The following is a 15,821-nucleotide window of genomic DNA, read 5'->3' on the forward strand; positions in this document are numbered from 1 at the left end:
CGTGACTGATGTCAGGTCGCGGGCTACAGGCCCGCGCTACAGGGTAAGGTAGAGAAACTCATTTCGACACAGAGGTTACAAACGACGCGGAAGAGCAACCGTGAACGCACTCCCCTCACCGGGAACGCTGCGTAGAGCAATTTGCCCGCCGTGTGATTCGACGATATGGCGCACGATTGCCAGGCCAAGCCCACTGCCGGGATGACCACGCGCCAACGAGTGATCAACTTGATAGAAAGGAAGGAATATCTTTTCGTGCTCGCTCGGCGCAATTCCGATCCCGGTATCTTCGACCCGAATAATCAGGCGCGTCGGTTCATCACGGACAATCAGGCGTACTCGTCCCCCTGGCTCGGTGTATTGGAACGCATTTTCGAGCAAGTTACGGATGAGATGCTCAAAAGCGGAGCGATCGACTTCGATCGGTCGCATCTCTGAAAAGATGGCCTCAAACTGCAACTGAGCCTGAGCAGCACGTTCGCGGGCAGCAGCAACCAGTGGACGCAGGATGTCGAGTGGTTGAAGTTGTACAAAATGAAGAGAACGGCTCCGTATCTCCTGAAAATAGAGCAGATTGTTCAACTGGCGCGCCAATATCTCGCTGCTCCGCCGCATAACCCGTATCGCCTCTTCCTGTTGCGGGCTAAGGGAGCCAAGCATACCACGCTCGAAGAGTTCGAGGTAGCCAAGCAGCGAAGTCAGCGGTGTGCGTAACTCGTGCGAGAGGGTAGCCAGGAACTGATCCTTCATCCGGTCGAGGTCTTGTAGTTGCGCATTAGCCTGCGTCAGTTCGCGAACCCGTGCTTCGAGCCGTTCGACCAGCTTTTGATTGTATGAACGCAGTAACTCCGTCTCCATGACCTCTGGCAGACGTTCACGTCGGCCTTCAATGAACTCGGCGATCTGTGCTGGCAACGCACGGGCATCGATTGGTTTACTCAGATACCCATCACACCCGGCGACTAATGCCCGTTCACGTGCTCCTGGCGAAGCATCGGCGGTCAGCGCAATAATTGGCACATCGCGCATATGAGGCAGTGAACGTAAACGGGTAGTCGTCTCGTAGCCATCGAGGCCGGGGATACCGAGATCAACCAATACCAGCGCCGGATGACTGGTACGAGCCAACGCTAAACCGTTTGGGCCATCCTCTGCGATCATAACCTGATAACCACGCGCACTCAGCACCCGTTGTACCAGACGCTGATTATCAGGGTTATCTTCGATATACAGGATTTGTGGCAACTGGTTCATGATGTCGTAACGTTAGTATCAACCTGTGCTGCCAGCAAGACGGGTTGCGCTATCGGTATAGTAAAGGTAAAGGTTGAGCCGATACCGGATGTACTATCGACCCAGATACGCCCACCCTGGGCCAAGACTAATTTACGGGTAATTGCCAGACCAAGGCCGGTTCCACCAAGACGCGACCGCCGACCGTGAATTTGAACAAATTCGCTAAAGATCTCGTGTTGTCGCTCAAGAGGGATACCGATACCGGTATCCGAAACACTCACCGCCACAAAGCGACCAACCTTACCCTCTTCATTAACCTCATCATACACCTGTGCGCTTACGGTAATAGTACCACGTTCAGTGAACTTTATTGCATTCGAGAGCAGATTAAAGAGAATCTGGCGCAACCGGTCACTATCGGCAGAGACCTCCGGCAAGGTTGCCGGAACAGCATTCCGTAGCAATACCGGTCGGTTACGCAAGAGGGTTTGTACCGTGTCACAGACTTCACTGACAATGTGATACAGATCAACACTGCCAATATCAAGATTGAGATGACCGGCTTCAATACGGGCGAGATCGAGCAACTCATTAATCAGATGGAGCAAGAAGCGACCATTGCGATTAATACTTTGGATGTCTTCGCGTTGCGTTGGGGACAGAGATTGCTCGGTATCATCCAGCAAAACGGTTGAGAAACCGATAATCGCGTTTAGCGGTGTTCGCAGTTCGTGGCTAATGCTGGCAAGAAAATCGCTCTTCCGACGGTCGGCAAGTTGTGCCCGTTCGAGCGCCGCTCGTAGCTCTTCAGTGCGACGCGCAACTTGTTGTTCAAGGTCATTGTAGAGTTGAACATTCTCAATCGTCAACCCGACCATACTGGCAAAGGTGAGCAACTGAGCTGCATCGCGTGCCTGAACAGAACGCTGCTTATACTTGTAGTCAGCAGAGATAATCCCAATCACGACGTCATTGCGGCCAAAGATTGGCACCTGCACATACGATTGACTGGCTGCGACCGCTTGCTTAGCTTTACTGACGAAAGGATTCTGTTCAGGATTATCGACAATGATAGCCTTCCGGCTCCGAATAACATCGGCTTCAACGCTACTCCCATTAATACGCAACGGATGCGCATTCGCCACAGCGAGAAACCGTTGGGTCTCGGCTTCATTTTCAGGCCCAAACGATGCACTGACGGCACGCAACACATCACCATCAACCAGGTAGAGAACTGATCGATCAAAGCCAAATCGCTCGCAAACTAATTTGGGAATGGTGTCGAGCAAGACGGGCCACGATAGAATGCTCTTCAGTTCATTCGAGACGGCATTGAGCGTTGCCAGTTGACGAGCGTTTTCTTCCAGTTCGGCAATCTTGCTCTGCAGCGTATCAGTCATGTGATTAAAGGCCGCAACCAGTTGACCGATTTCATCAACACCAGCCGCGGGCAAGCGCTGCGAAAGATCACCGCTGGCAACCGCCTGCACGCCTTCCCGAATCACACTGATCCGATTCGTGAACGATAGCGAGAGTAAGAGACCTAGCAGACTGATAACAACGATGATAACTAACAAGACTGACACCAACTGATTCCACAACTGGCTCTGGCTCTCGCTCAGACGCTGACCGGTAGCGATGGCCGGAGCATCAATTTCGTCGGCGGGAATCACCAGCGCGATACTCCAGCCAGCAGTGGTGATCGGGGCATACGCAACGTAACTTACCTGCTCACCTTCTTGAATCAGTTGCACACCCGACTGCCGGGCCACCATTTGTTCGGCCACTGCCCGTAGATCAGCATTGGCTGAATTCAGCAGATTTTCGGTACGGTACGGTTGATCCCAACGCCCGTTGACCTGCATATTCGGCCGTACCACCACATCACCGCTCTCATTAATGAGCAGCGCATAGCCGCTTGAACCTATATCGACGGTCAACAGGTCTTGTTGGATAGTGTCAAGCAAGAGATCAAAGGCCACAACACCAATAAATACGCCCTGCGCATCATAGATCGGTCGGGCACAGGTTGTCGCCAGTAAGCCGGTATTTGCATCGACATACGGTTCAGTCCATACGGTTGTACCGGCTTTGCGGGCCTTGACGTACCAGGGACGTACTCGCGGATCAAACGAATCGAGTGTCAGTAACTGGTCGACAACGGCTTCATTATCAAATGCGATGACGCCGCCGGATTCTAAGGCAATATAGCCAATGTTCACCAGCGGGTTATGCGCAACCATCTCTCGCAAGAGGGGAATAATTCGACGTGCATACGCCACTTCTGCCGCGTATGCCTTCAAGAGTGCTTCATTAGGTCGTGGTGCGATCCACACACGCTCGTTGCTGAAAGCGACAACCGGTGCATTGTACTGTTGCAGGGCATATCCGGCCACTGTTTCGACCTGTTGTTGCACTCCCACTAAGGCAGCATCGTAGAACTGAGCTTTATCGGCAGCACGTTGGCGTAGACTAGCAGTAGCCTGTTGCCGCAGCGCATTCGCCCCTTCCTGAACCGTTGTTTCGCGAGCAATAGCTAAACTGCTCAGTCCAAGCCATCCAACGACGATCAACGGTGGTAGGGCTAGACCGAGCAGTAGGAGTAAGATTTTGAGCTGAATGCTTGAGCGAATTGCGTTCATAGACGCCGGTAGATATATCAGCAGCTTACGGCACAGCCGTTTGTTAATGAAATCTTTATGTATGGTAGCAGAAGTCGCCGTAGATCGCAATCAACACCAGATGACGGATGGCTTACAGAGGTGTCATCGTTGCGATGTCATCATTTCGTCACCTGCTGCTCTCGGTTTTACGACGCACTATCGTTAGAATTGCTGACAGAGAAGTGAACTATTGGCCGAGGTGTGCAATGACTTACCGGTTTCGTCTTATCACGTGTCTCAGCATCCTCTTGACACTCATCATGCCATTCACGTCAGCATCGGCGAATGTGAAGCGCACCGCTGATGGTCGCCCTGACGAACAGCTTTTTGTGAACGAGCAGGGTATCACCGAGGGAGCGCTCCCACTCCTGACTGCTGCCAACGGTTTCCTGACGCCACCGACTCCAGCACCACGTCCATTTACGCACATGCTTTTGCGCTGGTCGGTTGTGGCCGATCGTTATCCATTGCTATCGCTACGGGTCAGTCGTGATGGAATTGCCTGGAGTGAGTGGGTCGTTATCCATGAAGATAAGGAGCTGTGGCAGCCGACGGATGGCCCCGATCTGCACTGGAGTGATGTGATCTTTGTCGGACCTGATCAGCACTGGTATCAGGTACGGGTCGAGTTGCCTGGCGACACAACCGGATTTCGCTCGCTCCAGGTCAGCACCGTTGATAGTCGGTTTGGTCCGGCTGCACCGACGGCAACCCTCTCAGGAACTCCGGCAGCCATTGCCCGACCGCCGGTAGTCAGTCGTACAGCCTGGGGCAATCCGCATGGTCAACAAAGCCCACTGGCGCCACCGGCCTATTATCCGGTGCGTCACCTCGTGATCCATCATACGGCTGACGCCAATACGCTGGCCGAAGGGCAAACCTGGGCTGACCGGGTACGCGCTATCTGGTCGTTCCACACCTATTCACGAGGCTGGGGTGATATTGGCTATAACTACCTGATCGATCCGAACGGTGTTATTTACGAAGGGCGGGCCGGTGGTGATGATGCGGTTGGTTTTCACGATACTGCCAATTACGGTTCGATGGGAGTGGCACTGATTGGCACCTACAGTAGTGCTGCACCCACCACGGCTGCACTCGATTCGTTGGTTGCGTTATTGGCATGGAAAGCTGATCAGAAACGGATTGATCCGCTTGGTCGTAGCTTCTACTACGGCTGTTCGATTTCACGCTTTTGTGCCCCGTTTAACCCCGGATCGGTCATTGATCATATCAGTGGTCATCGCCAGGTGACACCCGGCCATACGACATGTCCGGGTGATGCACTCTTCAATCTGCTGCCCAGTATTCGCCAGCGCGTGCAGGCCCGGCTGGCGGGTGAGAGTCAACCCGATAACGGTGATCTGATCATTGAGGAACATGAGAGTGGATTTACGCGCAGCAATGCCAACTGGTATCTGGCTACCTGTGGATACGGTGGCACAGCCCTCTACACCTTTGCCACCGACAAACCGGCCGAAAGTACGAACGAGGCTACATGGCGGCCTAATCTCCCGGCTGCTGGTGTGTACCGTGTGTTGGTGTATGTTCCCAACAACTGCCCTGGCCTCAATCCGAGTCAACAGGCCCGTTACCGGATTACGACGGCTGCTGGCATTGTCGAGCACGTGGTGAATCAGGCAACGCAAACCGGTTGGGTCAATCTTGGCACCTACAATTTTACCCCCAACACCGCCAGTCTGTTCCTATCGGATCTCACTGGCGAGCCGTTGAGCCAACGACGGGCGGTGCTCTTCGATGCAGTGCAATGGCAGGCATTGGATAGCAGCCGTCAGCGTCTGGAATTAGTGGCAGTCGAGTACGGTACAACGACACTGGCAGCAGGTGAGGTTTTACCGATCCGCTTTACAGTGCGGAATGTAGGCGCCGAACCGATTTACGGCCAAGACCCATTAGGTGGCAGTGTCTTCGATCTGAGTAGCAGCGAATTCGAGCGCGAGGGTTATGTTTACGATGAAGGTGAATGTTTTCTCGGCGCAACGGATCAGAACTATCCGACTTTTCCGAAAGAGGCAGGTCGGTTTCGGGTGATGCTGGGAATGCAGGGCCGAACGGTGCCCTGTGCCGGCGAAACCGGTGGCTATCCGTGGCGCTGGGGTATTAGTGGTCGGCTCGACCCTGGTCAGACCCAGACGATTGTCGGCTATGTGCGGTTCCGTCTGCCAGGGGTAGTAACGGTACGAGCGGGCGCTATTCACGAATACGTGGCGTATGTATCGCTCAACCAGGCCGAGCAGCAGATTACGATCACACCTGAACGGCAACCGCCGCAGGTAACCCGCTACAACGAGCTGCTTCAGCCATTGGCAATGGTTTACGAATTGGCGAACACCCCTGCACGGCTCCTATCACGAACGCAAAACCCGCTCTCGATACGCCGTGGTTCGCTTCTGGGGAGCTTTGTCTGGTACGGTGAACTGCGTGATTGGGGGGCTGATGGCCCGATAGTCAATCGCAACGACTACTTTTTGATCGAACAGGTTCGTACTTTTATCGCACCGGTAAGTGGCGAGTATACCTTCGAGCTACAGAGTGACGACGGGGCATGGCTGTGGGTGAACGATCAACTGGTCGTCGCGAATGCTGGCGTGCATCCTCTCCAAACCGTCACCGGTACCATCACGCTCCCGGCTGGTCTCCACACGCTGGCAATCAAGTATTTTGAACTTGACGGGAGTGCAGCGGTAGGGTATCGGGTGAAGGAACCGGGAGCAAGCGATTTTACGCTGGTCCGTGAGGGGCTGGCCCAGGGTGAGATGATTGGTCCGCTTTTCCGTTCACTACGCGGATTACGCCTGAGTGCCGCAGATTTGGGTGGTGGTCATACTATCTTGCGCTATTCATGGGACGGTGAGACGTGGGTGAGCACAACTGAACCGGTTATTGAAATTGGGGCGCTCACCGATGGGGAATATCATTTGCGCTATCAGGCAATCGACAGTAACGGGAATGAGTCAGAGATCGTCGGGATGCGTTTTCGCGTGGATAGTCGTGTAACGGTATACCAGGTGATGTTGCCACTCATTGAACGGTAGCCGGATTGCCGGTAGGTGTTTTTCTGGGAGGGGAGCGCGGGCGCGGGGCACCGCGCCCCTACGAATGTGCTTCGATGATTGTCGGCATGCTATACATTGCCCCTTCCCGCCAGCGACCACCAACGAGGGCAATGGACGCCATATTGGCATACCACTACGTTCCAATATCTCCTGCAAAGGAATTTTTTCGGATCGAACCTAAAAATAGGGAACGAACGTTGAAAAGCCCTGGTACTCTGTGCTTTCGGTGGTGAAACAGATTATGACCAAGATGCCATCGTTCAAACCTGATCGCTGGCTAGCACTGCCTCAACAACATCGAACGGCACGTCAGATCGCACAACGACCTGACCGATAGCTGTTGGCAAAATCCAGCGTACTTTGCCGGCCTGTACTTTCTTGTCGCGCCCAATGAGCGCCAGCACGGCATCGCGGTCGAGGTCTGTTGGTAAGGCGGTCGATAGTCCATACGCTGCAAGCAGCTTACGCTGACGTTCAACAAGTGCGGGTGGACACAAGCCGAGAGCAACGGCAATCTGGGCCGCGGCATCCATGCCAATCGCGACACATTCACCATGGAGCAGGCGATAGCCGAGCAATTGCTCGATTGCATGACCAATGGTATGACCGTAGTTGAGCGTTATTCGTTCGCCACGTTCAAATTCATCGCGTGAGACAACCTCAACTTTCACTGCGACTGCACGAGCGATGATGGCGGTGAGTTTTGTCGTAAGTTCAATATTCTGCGCATCCCAGTACGCCGCATTAGTTGCATGCCAGCCCTGGCTTGACGCAAGCTCTTCCAGGGCAACAAAGAGGTCGGCATCACGAATGACACCGTGCTTGATCACTTCAGCCCAGCCAGCGCGCAGTTCGCGCGGCGGTAGGGTTGCCAGCAAGTGGGTATCAGCCAATACCAGGCGTGGTTGGTGAAAAGCACCGATCAAATTTTTGCCCAGCGGATGGTTAATACCGGTCTTACCACCAACCGCAGCATCAACCATTGCCAGGAGAGTACTCGGCAATTGCACGAGTGCTACGCCACGTAAGATGGTGGCAGCCGCAAAACCGGCCAGATCACCAACCACTCCCCCACCTAGGGCCAACACTGCATCACGCCGCTCGATACCATTCTCGATCATCCAATCGTAAAGACGATGCAGTTCGTTAAACGATTTGCTCTGTTCACCTGATGGGATGGTTGTGGTTTGGACACGAAAGCCGGCTGCACTGAGCATTCCTGCAATTTGTTCGGCTGTAGAAAGCAGATGTTCATCGGCAATCAGCCAGAGCGTTCCGCGCAATTCGAGGGCAGCCAGATGCCCGGCGAGCGTTGATAGCACACCAGCCCCAACGATAACGGGGTAAGAGGTTGTGCTGGTTGTTACGGTGAGCGTCGTTGTCATGATAAGCTTCGGTTATGGTTTACGACGGCGGTTAATAATTGTCATCAGCACAGCAGCTAGCAAGAGGGCCAGACCCAGGTACGTTAATGGGCCGGGCCATGGTTCAGGTTCCTGGAGCAGGGTACGCAACAGTATGAGCGATTCCACAAAACAATACCCTTCACAAAAGCAATTGACCGGTAAGCAGCGCCGGTAAGGTACTACCGGCCGGATAGGTCGTTTCGCCAGCCGGCACCAGCAATAGACCATTTGCCCCGCGCAGAGAGAGCAAGCGTGAGCTACTCTGACTACCGGTAGTAACTGCTAGCAGGCGACCTTCTTGATAACGCACGATAATCCGCTGATATTCAGGTCGGTCGGGTGAAGGACGAACCGGTTCCGCCAGAGTTACTTCGATCTGAGGGCGGAATGGAGTGGCATCACCCTGTAAAGCACGCAGCGCCGGGCGCACAAAGACTTCAAACGAGACCAATGAGGACACCGGATAACCCGGTAAACCGAAGACCAGCTTGTCACCAATAGTAGCGAAGGTGGTTGGTTTACCCGGCTTAAAAGCAATCCTACCGAAATGCACCGTGCCAAGCTCGGCTAGCAGCGGCTTGATCAGATCGCGCGTACCCATGCTCACACCACCACTGGTAATGAGAACATCGGCCTGATCAAGACCTTGTAAGATAGCCTGGCGCTGCACGTCAATATCATCACGGGCGATGCCAAGCGATATTGGAATGCAGCCGGCCTCGCGGATAGCCGCCATCAGCGCATAACGATTGCTATCGCGCACAGCCCCACCAGGTCGCTCACTTCCCGGTTCGACCACTTCATCACCAGTAGCCAGGACCGCTACTCGTGGCTGGCGATACGCTGCAATGCGAGTAATACCGAGTGTAGCCAGGAGTCCAATCTCGGCAGCGCCAAGCGCTGTGCCAGCGGCCAAGACCATCTGACCACGACGAACATCTTGACCGACCGAATGCACATAATCACCGGGCTTCAATTCACGCTGAATATACAGCATACCATCGCGCTCTTCGGTTAGCTCAACCGGGATCATCGCATCGGCACCGATTGGCATAGGTGCGCCAGTCATAATGCGCGTCGCCTCACCGGGTGCGATAGCGACGGTTGCCGTACCACCCGCAGTCAATTCACCAACGATACGACGGGGGGCAAGGCCATCGGCAGCACGCAAGGCGTAGCCATCCATCGCCGATTTGGGCACATCAGGAATATCTTCAGGTGAGACAACATCGCTGGCTAAGACCCGTCCAAGGGCAGTTAACGCATCAATTTCTTCGCTCCTCAGCGGTTGCACATGAGCCATAATAAGAGCTGTCGCCTCGGAAACGCTGACCATCGGGTATGGAGACTCGCGCAGCATAATTATGCTCCTTTGGCAAGGTTCCCATTTCTGAGCGCACGCCAGACCTTTTCTGGACGTAGCGGAATATCGATATGTCGCACCCCAAACGGTCGAAGCGCATCAATAACGGCATTCGCAATGGCCGGCGTTGAGCCGATGGTAGCCGCCTCTCCCACGCCTTTTACACCGAGTGGATTGAGCGGGGTTGGAGTTTCAGTCTTGTCAACTGTAAAAGGTGGAAAGAGATCAGCGCGTGGTAAAGCGTAATCCATTAACGTCCCACTAAGCAACTGACCATTAGCATCGTACACTACCTCTTCGAGGAGAGCCTGAGCGATCCCTTGGGCTAAGCCGCCATGAATCTGGCCAGTGACAATCAGTGGGTTTATTCGTGGCCCACAATCATCAACTGAGTAGTAAGCGCGAATGTATACCTGGCCGGTTTCGCTATCTACCTCAACCACGGCAATATGTGTGCCAAAGGGATAAATCAGGTCAGCAGGACGGAAATAGTCAACCGCTTCGAGGCCAGGATCGATGTCGGGAGGAAGTTTATTGCTGTACGCACGCCGAGCAATCTCGGCCAGGGTCAGCGCTCGATCAGGCACACCACGCACCTGATAACGACCTTCATGCAGCTCTATATCGGCCACGTTCGCTTCAAGCATAGCAGCCGCAATCTGACGTACCTTCTCACGCACCTTCGTGGCGGCGCGCATCAGGGCCGCACCACCGACGGCAAGCGAACGTGACCCCATGGTACCGATGCCCATTGGGGTAATAGCTGTATCGCCATGCTTCACAACAATACGCTCGAAATCTGCCCCGATCTGATCGGCCACAATCTGGGCAAAAGTTGTTGCCGTACCCTGGCCGTGAGGTGAAATACCGGTTGTGACCGTGACGCTACCACTCGGCTCTACTTTAATCTGCGCACTTTCATAAGGGCCAAACCCACACATCTCGACATAACAGGCAATCCCGATACCGAGTAACATACGATCACCCGCAGCCCGACGCGCCGCCTGCTCGGTGCGGAGCTGCTCGTAATTGGCCAGAGTTAACGCCTTGCTCAACGCCTTATCATACTCACCACTATCGTAGGTGAGACCGGTTGGCGTCTTATACGGAAACGCATCAGGCGGGATAAAATTGCGTCGTCGTACCTCTGCCGGATCGAGGTTCAGCTCAGCAGCGACCAGATCCATCAGTCGTTCGATATAGTAGGCAGCTTCGGGCCGACCTGCGCCACGATAGGCGGCGACCGGTGTGGTATTGGTATAGACACAAATCGCCTCTAAATCGACAGCCGGAATCTTATACACGCCAACCGCCATCGCGGTGGTGAGATCGGGCAGACCTGGAGCGAGCGGGTAAGCACCGAGATCGGCGACAATTCGCATACGCAACGCAGTCACTTCACCATCGGCGGTTACCGCAGCTTCAATATCGCAGACCTGACCACGGCCATGGGTAGTAGCCTGAACATGCTCAAGCCGATGCTCAACCCAGCGCAGCGGGACATTGAGCTGACGGGCAAGGGCGGCGAGCAGAGCTTCTTCGGGATAGATACCGATCTTAACCCCAAAACCACCACCGACATCGGGAGCAATCACGCGCACCTGATTCTCGTTCAGCCCAACAACGTTGGCAACTTCACTACGCACCTGATGCGGTGTTTGGGTGCTCGTCCAAAGCGTGATACCTTCGCTGGCCGGATCAGGTGCAGCCACTACCGCACGTCCTTCCATAGGGAAGCCGAGCAGACGTTGGTTGACCATACGCTGGCGAATAATACGATAAGCGGAAGCGAACGCCGCTTCGACATCCCCCTTTTGGCGGCGGCGGCGATGGTCGATATTGTCAGGCAGACCATCGAAGATGACCGGTGCGTCAGGTGCGATAGCCGCCAATGGATCAATGACAGCAGGTAATGGTTCCCATTCGATAGGAAGCGAAAGTGCAGCATCGAGGGCTGCCTCTGGGGTACGGGCAACAATTGCAGCAACTGCTTCACCGACATGCCGAACCCGCTCAACGGCCAGGACATAGCGCGTGCGGCCCGTATAACGTTGAGCACCACTGCCGCCTTCACCAGAACTCGCGAGGGGAAGTGGCCGACAGAGATCGACCAGATCAGCGCCGGTATACACTGCAACCACGTCGGGATGAGCCAGTGCCGCAGCTTTGTCGATTGCGACAATCCGGGCGTGAGCATAAGGGCTGCGGGCAATTGCGACATATAACATGCCCGGTAGACGCAGATCGCTCACATACGTGCCCTGTCCACGCACAAGACGCGGATCCTCGCGGCGCTTAATTTCGGCACCCATCAGGGCTGCATAAGCCATCGTTCGACTACCTTTCTTTTTTGTCAACCCTGTGTGATAACACTCGTACTATGAATATGATACCAGAATTCGTTGCGCCGTTCGTGAGTAGCTGAAACATCTGATCGGCAACGGTGGTGTTGTCGCTAGGCGTGCAATTGAAGAAATTGTAATTGCACGATAGCCGTGAACCGACTATGCTACATAAGGGAGATCTTTGTCAGACTAACTGATTTGACGTATCAACAGACGTTACCGTTTCCGAATGTAAGGACAACACCAGCATTATGGCGATACTTGAACCTTCAACCTCGGTGAACGACGCCAGTGCAGTGTCATCTGTCCCAGACAGCATACACGAACCAATCATTATCGAGGCGCGTAAGGGATGGTGGCATTTCAACTGGCGCGACTTATGGGACTATCGCGAGTTACTCTTCTTCCTGGTTTGGCGTGACATTAAGGTGCGCTACAAGCAAACACTGCTTGGTGCAAGTTGGGCGCTTATCCAACCGACGCTGCAACTGGTTGTCTTTACGATCATCTTTGGGCGATTAGCCGGAGTGAATACCAACGGTATTCCGTATCCGCTTTTCAATCTGGCCGGACTCTTACCGTGGCAGTTTTTTGCCAACACCGTCGCCCAGGCGGCCAACAGCCTAGTTGGGAGTGCCAGTATTGTCCGTAAAGTCTACTTTCCGCGGCTTGCCATCCCAACAGCCAGCGTGTTGGCCGGAACAGTAGATTTCGGCCTGTCGTTTTTGATCTTGCTAGCGTTGATGTTCTGGTATCAATGGGCACCCACGCCGGCAGTATTTCTCTTACCGCTATTTATGCTCCTAGGAATGATCACGGCGCTGGGTGTCGGCTTCTGGCTTTCGGCAATCAACGCCCGTTACCGTGATGTGCGCCATGCCACTCCATTCCTGATCCAGCTCTGGCTCTTCGCGACACCGGTGGTATATCCAAGTAACCTAATCGAAGGGCACTGGCAGATTGTTTATGCCCTTAACCCGATGGTCAGTGTTGTCGAAGGGTTTCGCTGGGCATTACTGGGCACCCAACCGCCCAGCCTGCTGATGTTCATTTCGGTCACAACGGCAATAGCCCTGTTTAGTTCTGGTTTGCTCTACTTTCAGGCGGTGGAACGTAAGTTTGCCGACATTATTTAGCCTATGCCATACGCAATTCGTGCCCGTGATTTAGCAAAACAGTACCGGATTGGAGCGATCAAGCAGCGCAGTCCAGGATATGCCACCTTGCGCGATGCAATTGTCGAGCGGTTTCGTGGTCAACCGTCGGCGGAGACAACCGAATTGTGGGCGCTCAATGGGGTTTCATTTGACATCCAGCAAGGGGAGGTCGTCGGAATTATCGGTCGTAATGGCGCCGGGAAGAGTACCCTGCTGAAGGTTCTCTCCCGAATTACTGAGCCAACGCGCGGACGGGCCGAGCTGTATGGACGAGTTGCATCATTACTCGAAGTTGGTACCGGTTTTCATCCTGAGCTGACCGGACGCGAAAATATTTATCTCAACGGCGCTATCCTCGGTATGCGTAAGCGCGAAATTGACCGTAATTTCGATGCCATTGTGCACTTTGCCGAGGTTGAGAAATTTATTGATACACCGGTGAAATTTTATTCGTCGGGCATGTATGTCCGTCTGGCTTTCGCTGTTGCTGCACACCTGGAACCAGAAATCTTGATCGTCGATGAGGTACTGGCTGTAGGCGACGCTCGCTTCCAGAAGAAATGCCTCAATAAGATGCAAGACGTTGGTCAACAGGGACGAACAGTACTGTTTGTTTCGCACAGTATGCAGTCGATTTTGCGAATGTGTCAGCGGGCAATTCTGCTACACCAGGGACAGGTGATTGCCGATGGCCCAGCTCAACAGGTGGTAGGGGTCTACCTGGGCAAGGGCGCGCATTCGATTGCAGAACGGGTTTGGCCGGATCGCGAAAAGGCGCCCGGTAAAGATGTTGCGCATCTGCGAGCAGTGCGGGTTCGCGATGTTGATGGTGATGTGTCCGATACGATTGATATTCGGACACCGGTAACGCTTGAAATGGAGTTCGTTGTTAGCAAAGGTGGTTATGTGTTAATGCCACATTTTCGTCTCTACAACGAAGATAATGTGGCCGTATTCACGACACTCGACCTCGATCCGGAATGGCGTGGACGCCCGCGACCGCCCGGACGGTACACTGCACGGGTGACGATTCCCGGCAATTTTCTGGCCGAGGGTTCGTTGTACGTAGAAGCAGCACTGACCACACTCAATCCGCCGATTGGGCAGTTTGCCGAGCGTGATGCCGTAGCGTTTCAAGTCATTGATAGCCTGGAAGGTGATACGGCCCGTGGTGATTGGGCTGGCAACCTTTCTGGCGTTGTCCGCCCCTTGCTGCCCTGGTCAACGGTCTATGAGCCGATTGGTTGATCGTCGCTTATCGCCGTATGCAGTACGAAGGTACGGCGTCGTATTGGCGCTACCGATACTGAGCTGGATCGGCGTGTTGACGTTATACCCTTTTGCGTTTACCCCGACCTGGCCGACGAACCCCTGGTTTCGGCTACTGACTGGTCTCAGCCACGGCACTGATCTGATGCAGAACGTGATCCTCTTCATACCGCTGGGGGTGACGCTACGTTGGTCCCTGGCAGGGTATGGGATACGTCAACGTGGGCAAATTCTTGGGTCAATGATGCTAGCCGGTCTGCTGGCACTCGGTATTGAAATCGCTCAGCTTATCATCCCTGGTCGTACTGCTGCCATCCTCGATGTGATGGCGAATACGGCCGGCGCCGGGCTGGGTAGTCGGTGGCTGGCACCTCTATTGTTACCGATTGTTGACCAAATTGGGCGCCGGGTGGTGCATCTCATCCGACAAACACCAGCCACAGTGGTAATCATTGGGCTGACCATCTGGGTTGGTAGTGCCGTATGGCTATTGCAACACTGGCAGCGAGCAACCTTGCCGACGAACTGGTCGGATCGTTACACGTTACAAATCGGGGCGGCTGATGATGGACGGCGGTTTTGGCCGGGATATGTGAGCTTTGTTGCGCTGTACAGTCGAGCATTTACTGAACGTGAGGCGCATACGGTCGACACATTTCAAGAGGCAGTTGCCCTACAGCCGTTGCTGGCTTACGATCTCAATCAGTTCCCACCAATGCCGAATGGGCCATTTAGCCGACCGTTAGTAGCTCACGGGAAACCAGTTTTAACTCAGGAAGGCATGCGAGTAGGCTATGAGCGCTGGTTGATGAGCCGTGAGCCATTACGAGGAGTTGCTGCTGCAATTGCGCAGACCGGTGCTTTTACGCTAGTGGCACGAGTGGCAGTGGGAGAACCAAGCAGACATACGGAAGGCTTTATCGTCAACTATGGCCGCGGGATCGATGGTCACAATGTGAGTCTCATCCAGGCCGGCGCCGATCTTCTGGTACGCATGCGCTTACCGCTAACACGCGCCGCCAATGATCGCCCACCATTACGGTTCAGCGACGTTTTTACCAGCTCACAGCCACAGGTACTGATACTCAGTTACGATGGCGCCGTTGCCCGTCTATTTGTAGACGGACAGCAACACCGGCAACAATACACATTTGGCCCAGGCGAAGCACTGTTTAACCGCTGGCTACCAGTGGAAACACATCAGATCGGCGGCTGGAGTATTGCGCTAACATTTATGTTAAGTCTGCCATTTGGACTAATTGGAGTACCGTGGCAAGGGATACACCGACCGTTGTTGATAACGAT

The 15,821-nt window shown here is 54.3% G+C and carries 10 protein-coding genes; 4 read left to right on the forward strand and 6 right to left on the reverse strand.

Annotated elements, in window-relative coordinates; translation table 11 throughout:
* Positions 1-75: 75 nt before the first annotated feature.
* Together JE47_RS0115835 and JE47_RS0115840 are read right to left on the reverse strand one after the other, a co-directional pair.
* Positions 76-1,254: a hybrid sensor histidine kinase/response regulator gene (locus tag JE47_RS0115835; RefSeq protein WP_031460689.1), complete on the reverse strand. Its 1,179-nt coding sequence runs from the start codon at positions 1,252-1,254 to the stop codon at positions 76-78.
* Positions 1,251-3,878 (reverse strand): ATP-binding protein, encoded by a 2,628-nt coding sequence (locus JE47_RS0115840; protein ID WP_031460690.1) that lies wholly within the window; start codon positions 3,876-3,878, stop codon positions 1,251-1,253. Before JE47_RS0115840 ends, JE47_RS0115835 begins: the two co-directional genes overlap by 4 nt.
* A 227-nt stretch (positions 3,879-4,105) precedes the next feature.
* Between JE47_RS0115840 and JE47_RS0115845 the strand changes: the two genes are divergently transcribed.
* Positions 4,106-6,955, forward strand: coding sequence for an N-acetylmuramoyl-L-alanine amidase (locus JE47_RS0115845; RefSeq protein WP_031460691.1), 2,850 nt, complete (start codon positions 4,106-4,108; stop codon positions 6,953-6,955).
* A 281-nt stretch (positions 6,956-7,236) separates the two neighbouring features.
* Here JE47_RS0115845 and aroB read toward each other — a convergent pair whose 3' ends face one another.
* Genes aroB through JE47_RS0115865 form a run of 4 tightly spaced genes read right to left on the reverse strand, consistent with a single transcriptional unit; the run spans position 7,237 to position 12,075 of the window.
* Positions 7,237-8,361: a 3-dehydroquinate synthase gene (aroB, locus tag JE47_RS0115850; protein WP_031460692.1), complete on the reverse strand. Its 1,125-nt coding sequence runs from the start codon at positions 8,359-8,361 to the stop codon at positions 7,237-7,239.
* 12 nt (positions 8,362-8,373) lie between these two features.
* Positions 8,374-8,508 carry a hypothetical protein gene (locus JE47_RS22445; protein WP_255346761.1) on the reverse strand — a complete coding sequence of 45 codons (135 nt, stop codon included), beginning with the start codon at positions 8,506-8,508 and terminating at the stop codon, positions 8,374-8,376.
* A 13-nt stretch (positions 8,509-8,521) separates the two neighbouring features.
* Complete coding sequence (locus tag JE47_RS0115860; protein WP_031460693.1) at positions 8,522-9,742, reverse strand: molybdopterin molybdotransferase MoeA; 1,221 nt, start codon at positions 9,740-9,742, stop codon at positions 8,522-8,524.
* A 2-nt stretch (positions 9,743-9,744) separates the two neighbouring features.
* Entirely contained in the window at positions 9,745-12,075 is a 2,331-nt protein-coding gene (locus JE47_RS0115865; RefSeq protein ID WP_031460694.1) for a xanthine dehydrogenase family protein molybdopterin-binding subunit, read from the reverse strand.
* A 266-nt stretch (positions 12,076-12,341) separates the two neighbouring features.
* Here JE47_RS0115865 and JE47_RS0115870 point away from each other — a divergent pair, with 266 nt between their 5' ends.
* The 3 genes from JE47_RS0115870 to JE47_RS0115880 all read left to right on the forward strand — a co-directional run.
* Complete coding sequence (locus JE47_RS0115870) at positions 12,342-13,226, forward strand: ABC transporter permease (protein WP_031460695.1); 885 nt, start codon at positions 12,342-12,344, stop codon at positions 13,224-13,226.
* 3 nt (positions 13,227-13,229) lie between these two features.
* Positions 13,230-14,495, forward strand: a complete 1,266-nt coding sequence (locus JE47_RS0115875) for an ABC transporter ATP-binding protein (RefSeq protein WP_031460696.1) — start codon at positions 13,230-13,232, stop codon at positions 14,493-14,495.
* The coding region (locus JE47_RS0115880) for a VanZ family protein (protein ID WP_031460697.1) at positions 14,479-15,821 on the forward strand (1,343 nt) is incomplete at its 3' end. The genes JE47_RS0115875 and JE47_RS0115880, both read left to right, overlap by 17 nt.

It is taken from the genome of Chloroflexus sp. MS-G, assembly GCF_000735195.1.
In the GTDB taxonomy this organism is placed as follows: domain Bacteria; phylum Chloroflexota; class Chloroflexia; order Chloroflexales; family Chloroflexaceae; genus Chloroflexus.

Excerpts from the sequence above, each read along its gene's own strand:
- JE47_RS0115865 (WP_031460694.1), bottom strand. The coding sequence starts at position 12,075 with ATGGCTTATGCAGCCCTGATGGGTGCCGAAATTAAGCGCCGCGAGGAT.
- JE47_RS0115870 (WP_031460695.1), top strand. The coding sequence starts at position 12,342 with ATGGCGATACTTGAACCTTCAACCTCGGTGAACGACGCCAGTGCAGTG.
- JE47_RS0115845 (WP_031460691.1), top strand. The coding sequence starts at position 4,106 with ATGACTTACCGGTTTCGTCTTATCACGTGTCTCAGCATCCTCTTGACA.
- JE47_RS0115840 (WP_031460690.1), bottom strand. The coding sequence starts at position 3,878 with ATGAACGCAATTCGCTCAAGCATTCAGCTCAAAATCTTACTCCTACTG.
- JE47_RS0115875 (WP_031460696.1), top strand. The coding sequence starts at position 13,230 with ATGCCATACGCAATTCGTGCCCGTGATTTAGCAAAACAGTACCGGATT.
- JE47_RS0115860 (WP_031460693.1), bottom strand. The coding sequence starts at position 9,742 with ATGCTGCGCGAGTCTCCATACCCGATGGTCAGCGTTTCCGAGGCGACA.
- JE47_RS0115835 (WP_031460689.1), bottom strand. The coding sequence starts at position 1,254 with ATGAACCAGTTGCCACAAATCCTGTATATCGAAGATAACCCTGATAAT.
- aroB (WP_031460692.1), bottom strand. The coding sequence starts at position 8,361 with ATGACAACGACGCTCACCGTAACAACCAGCACAACCTCTTACCCCGTT.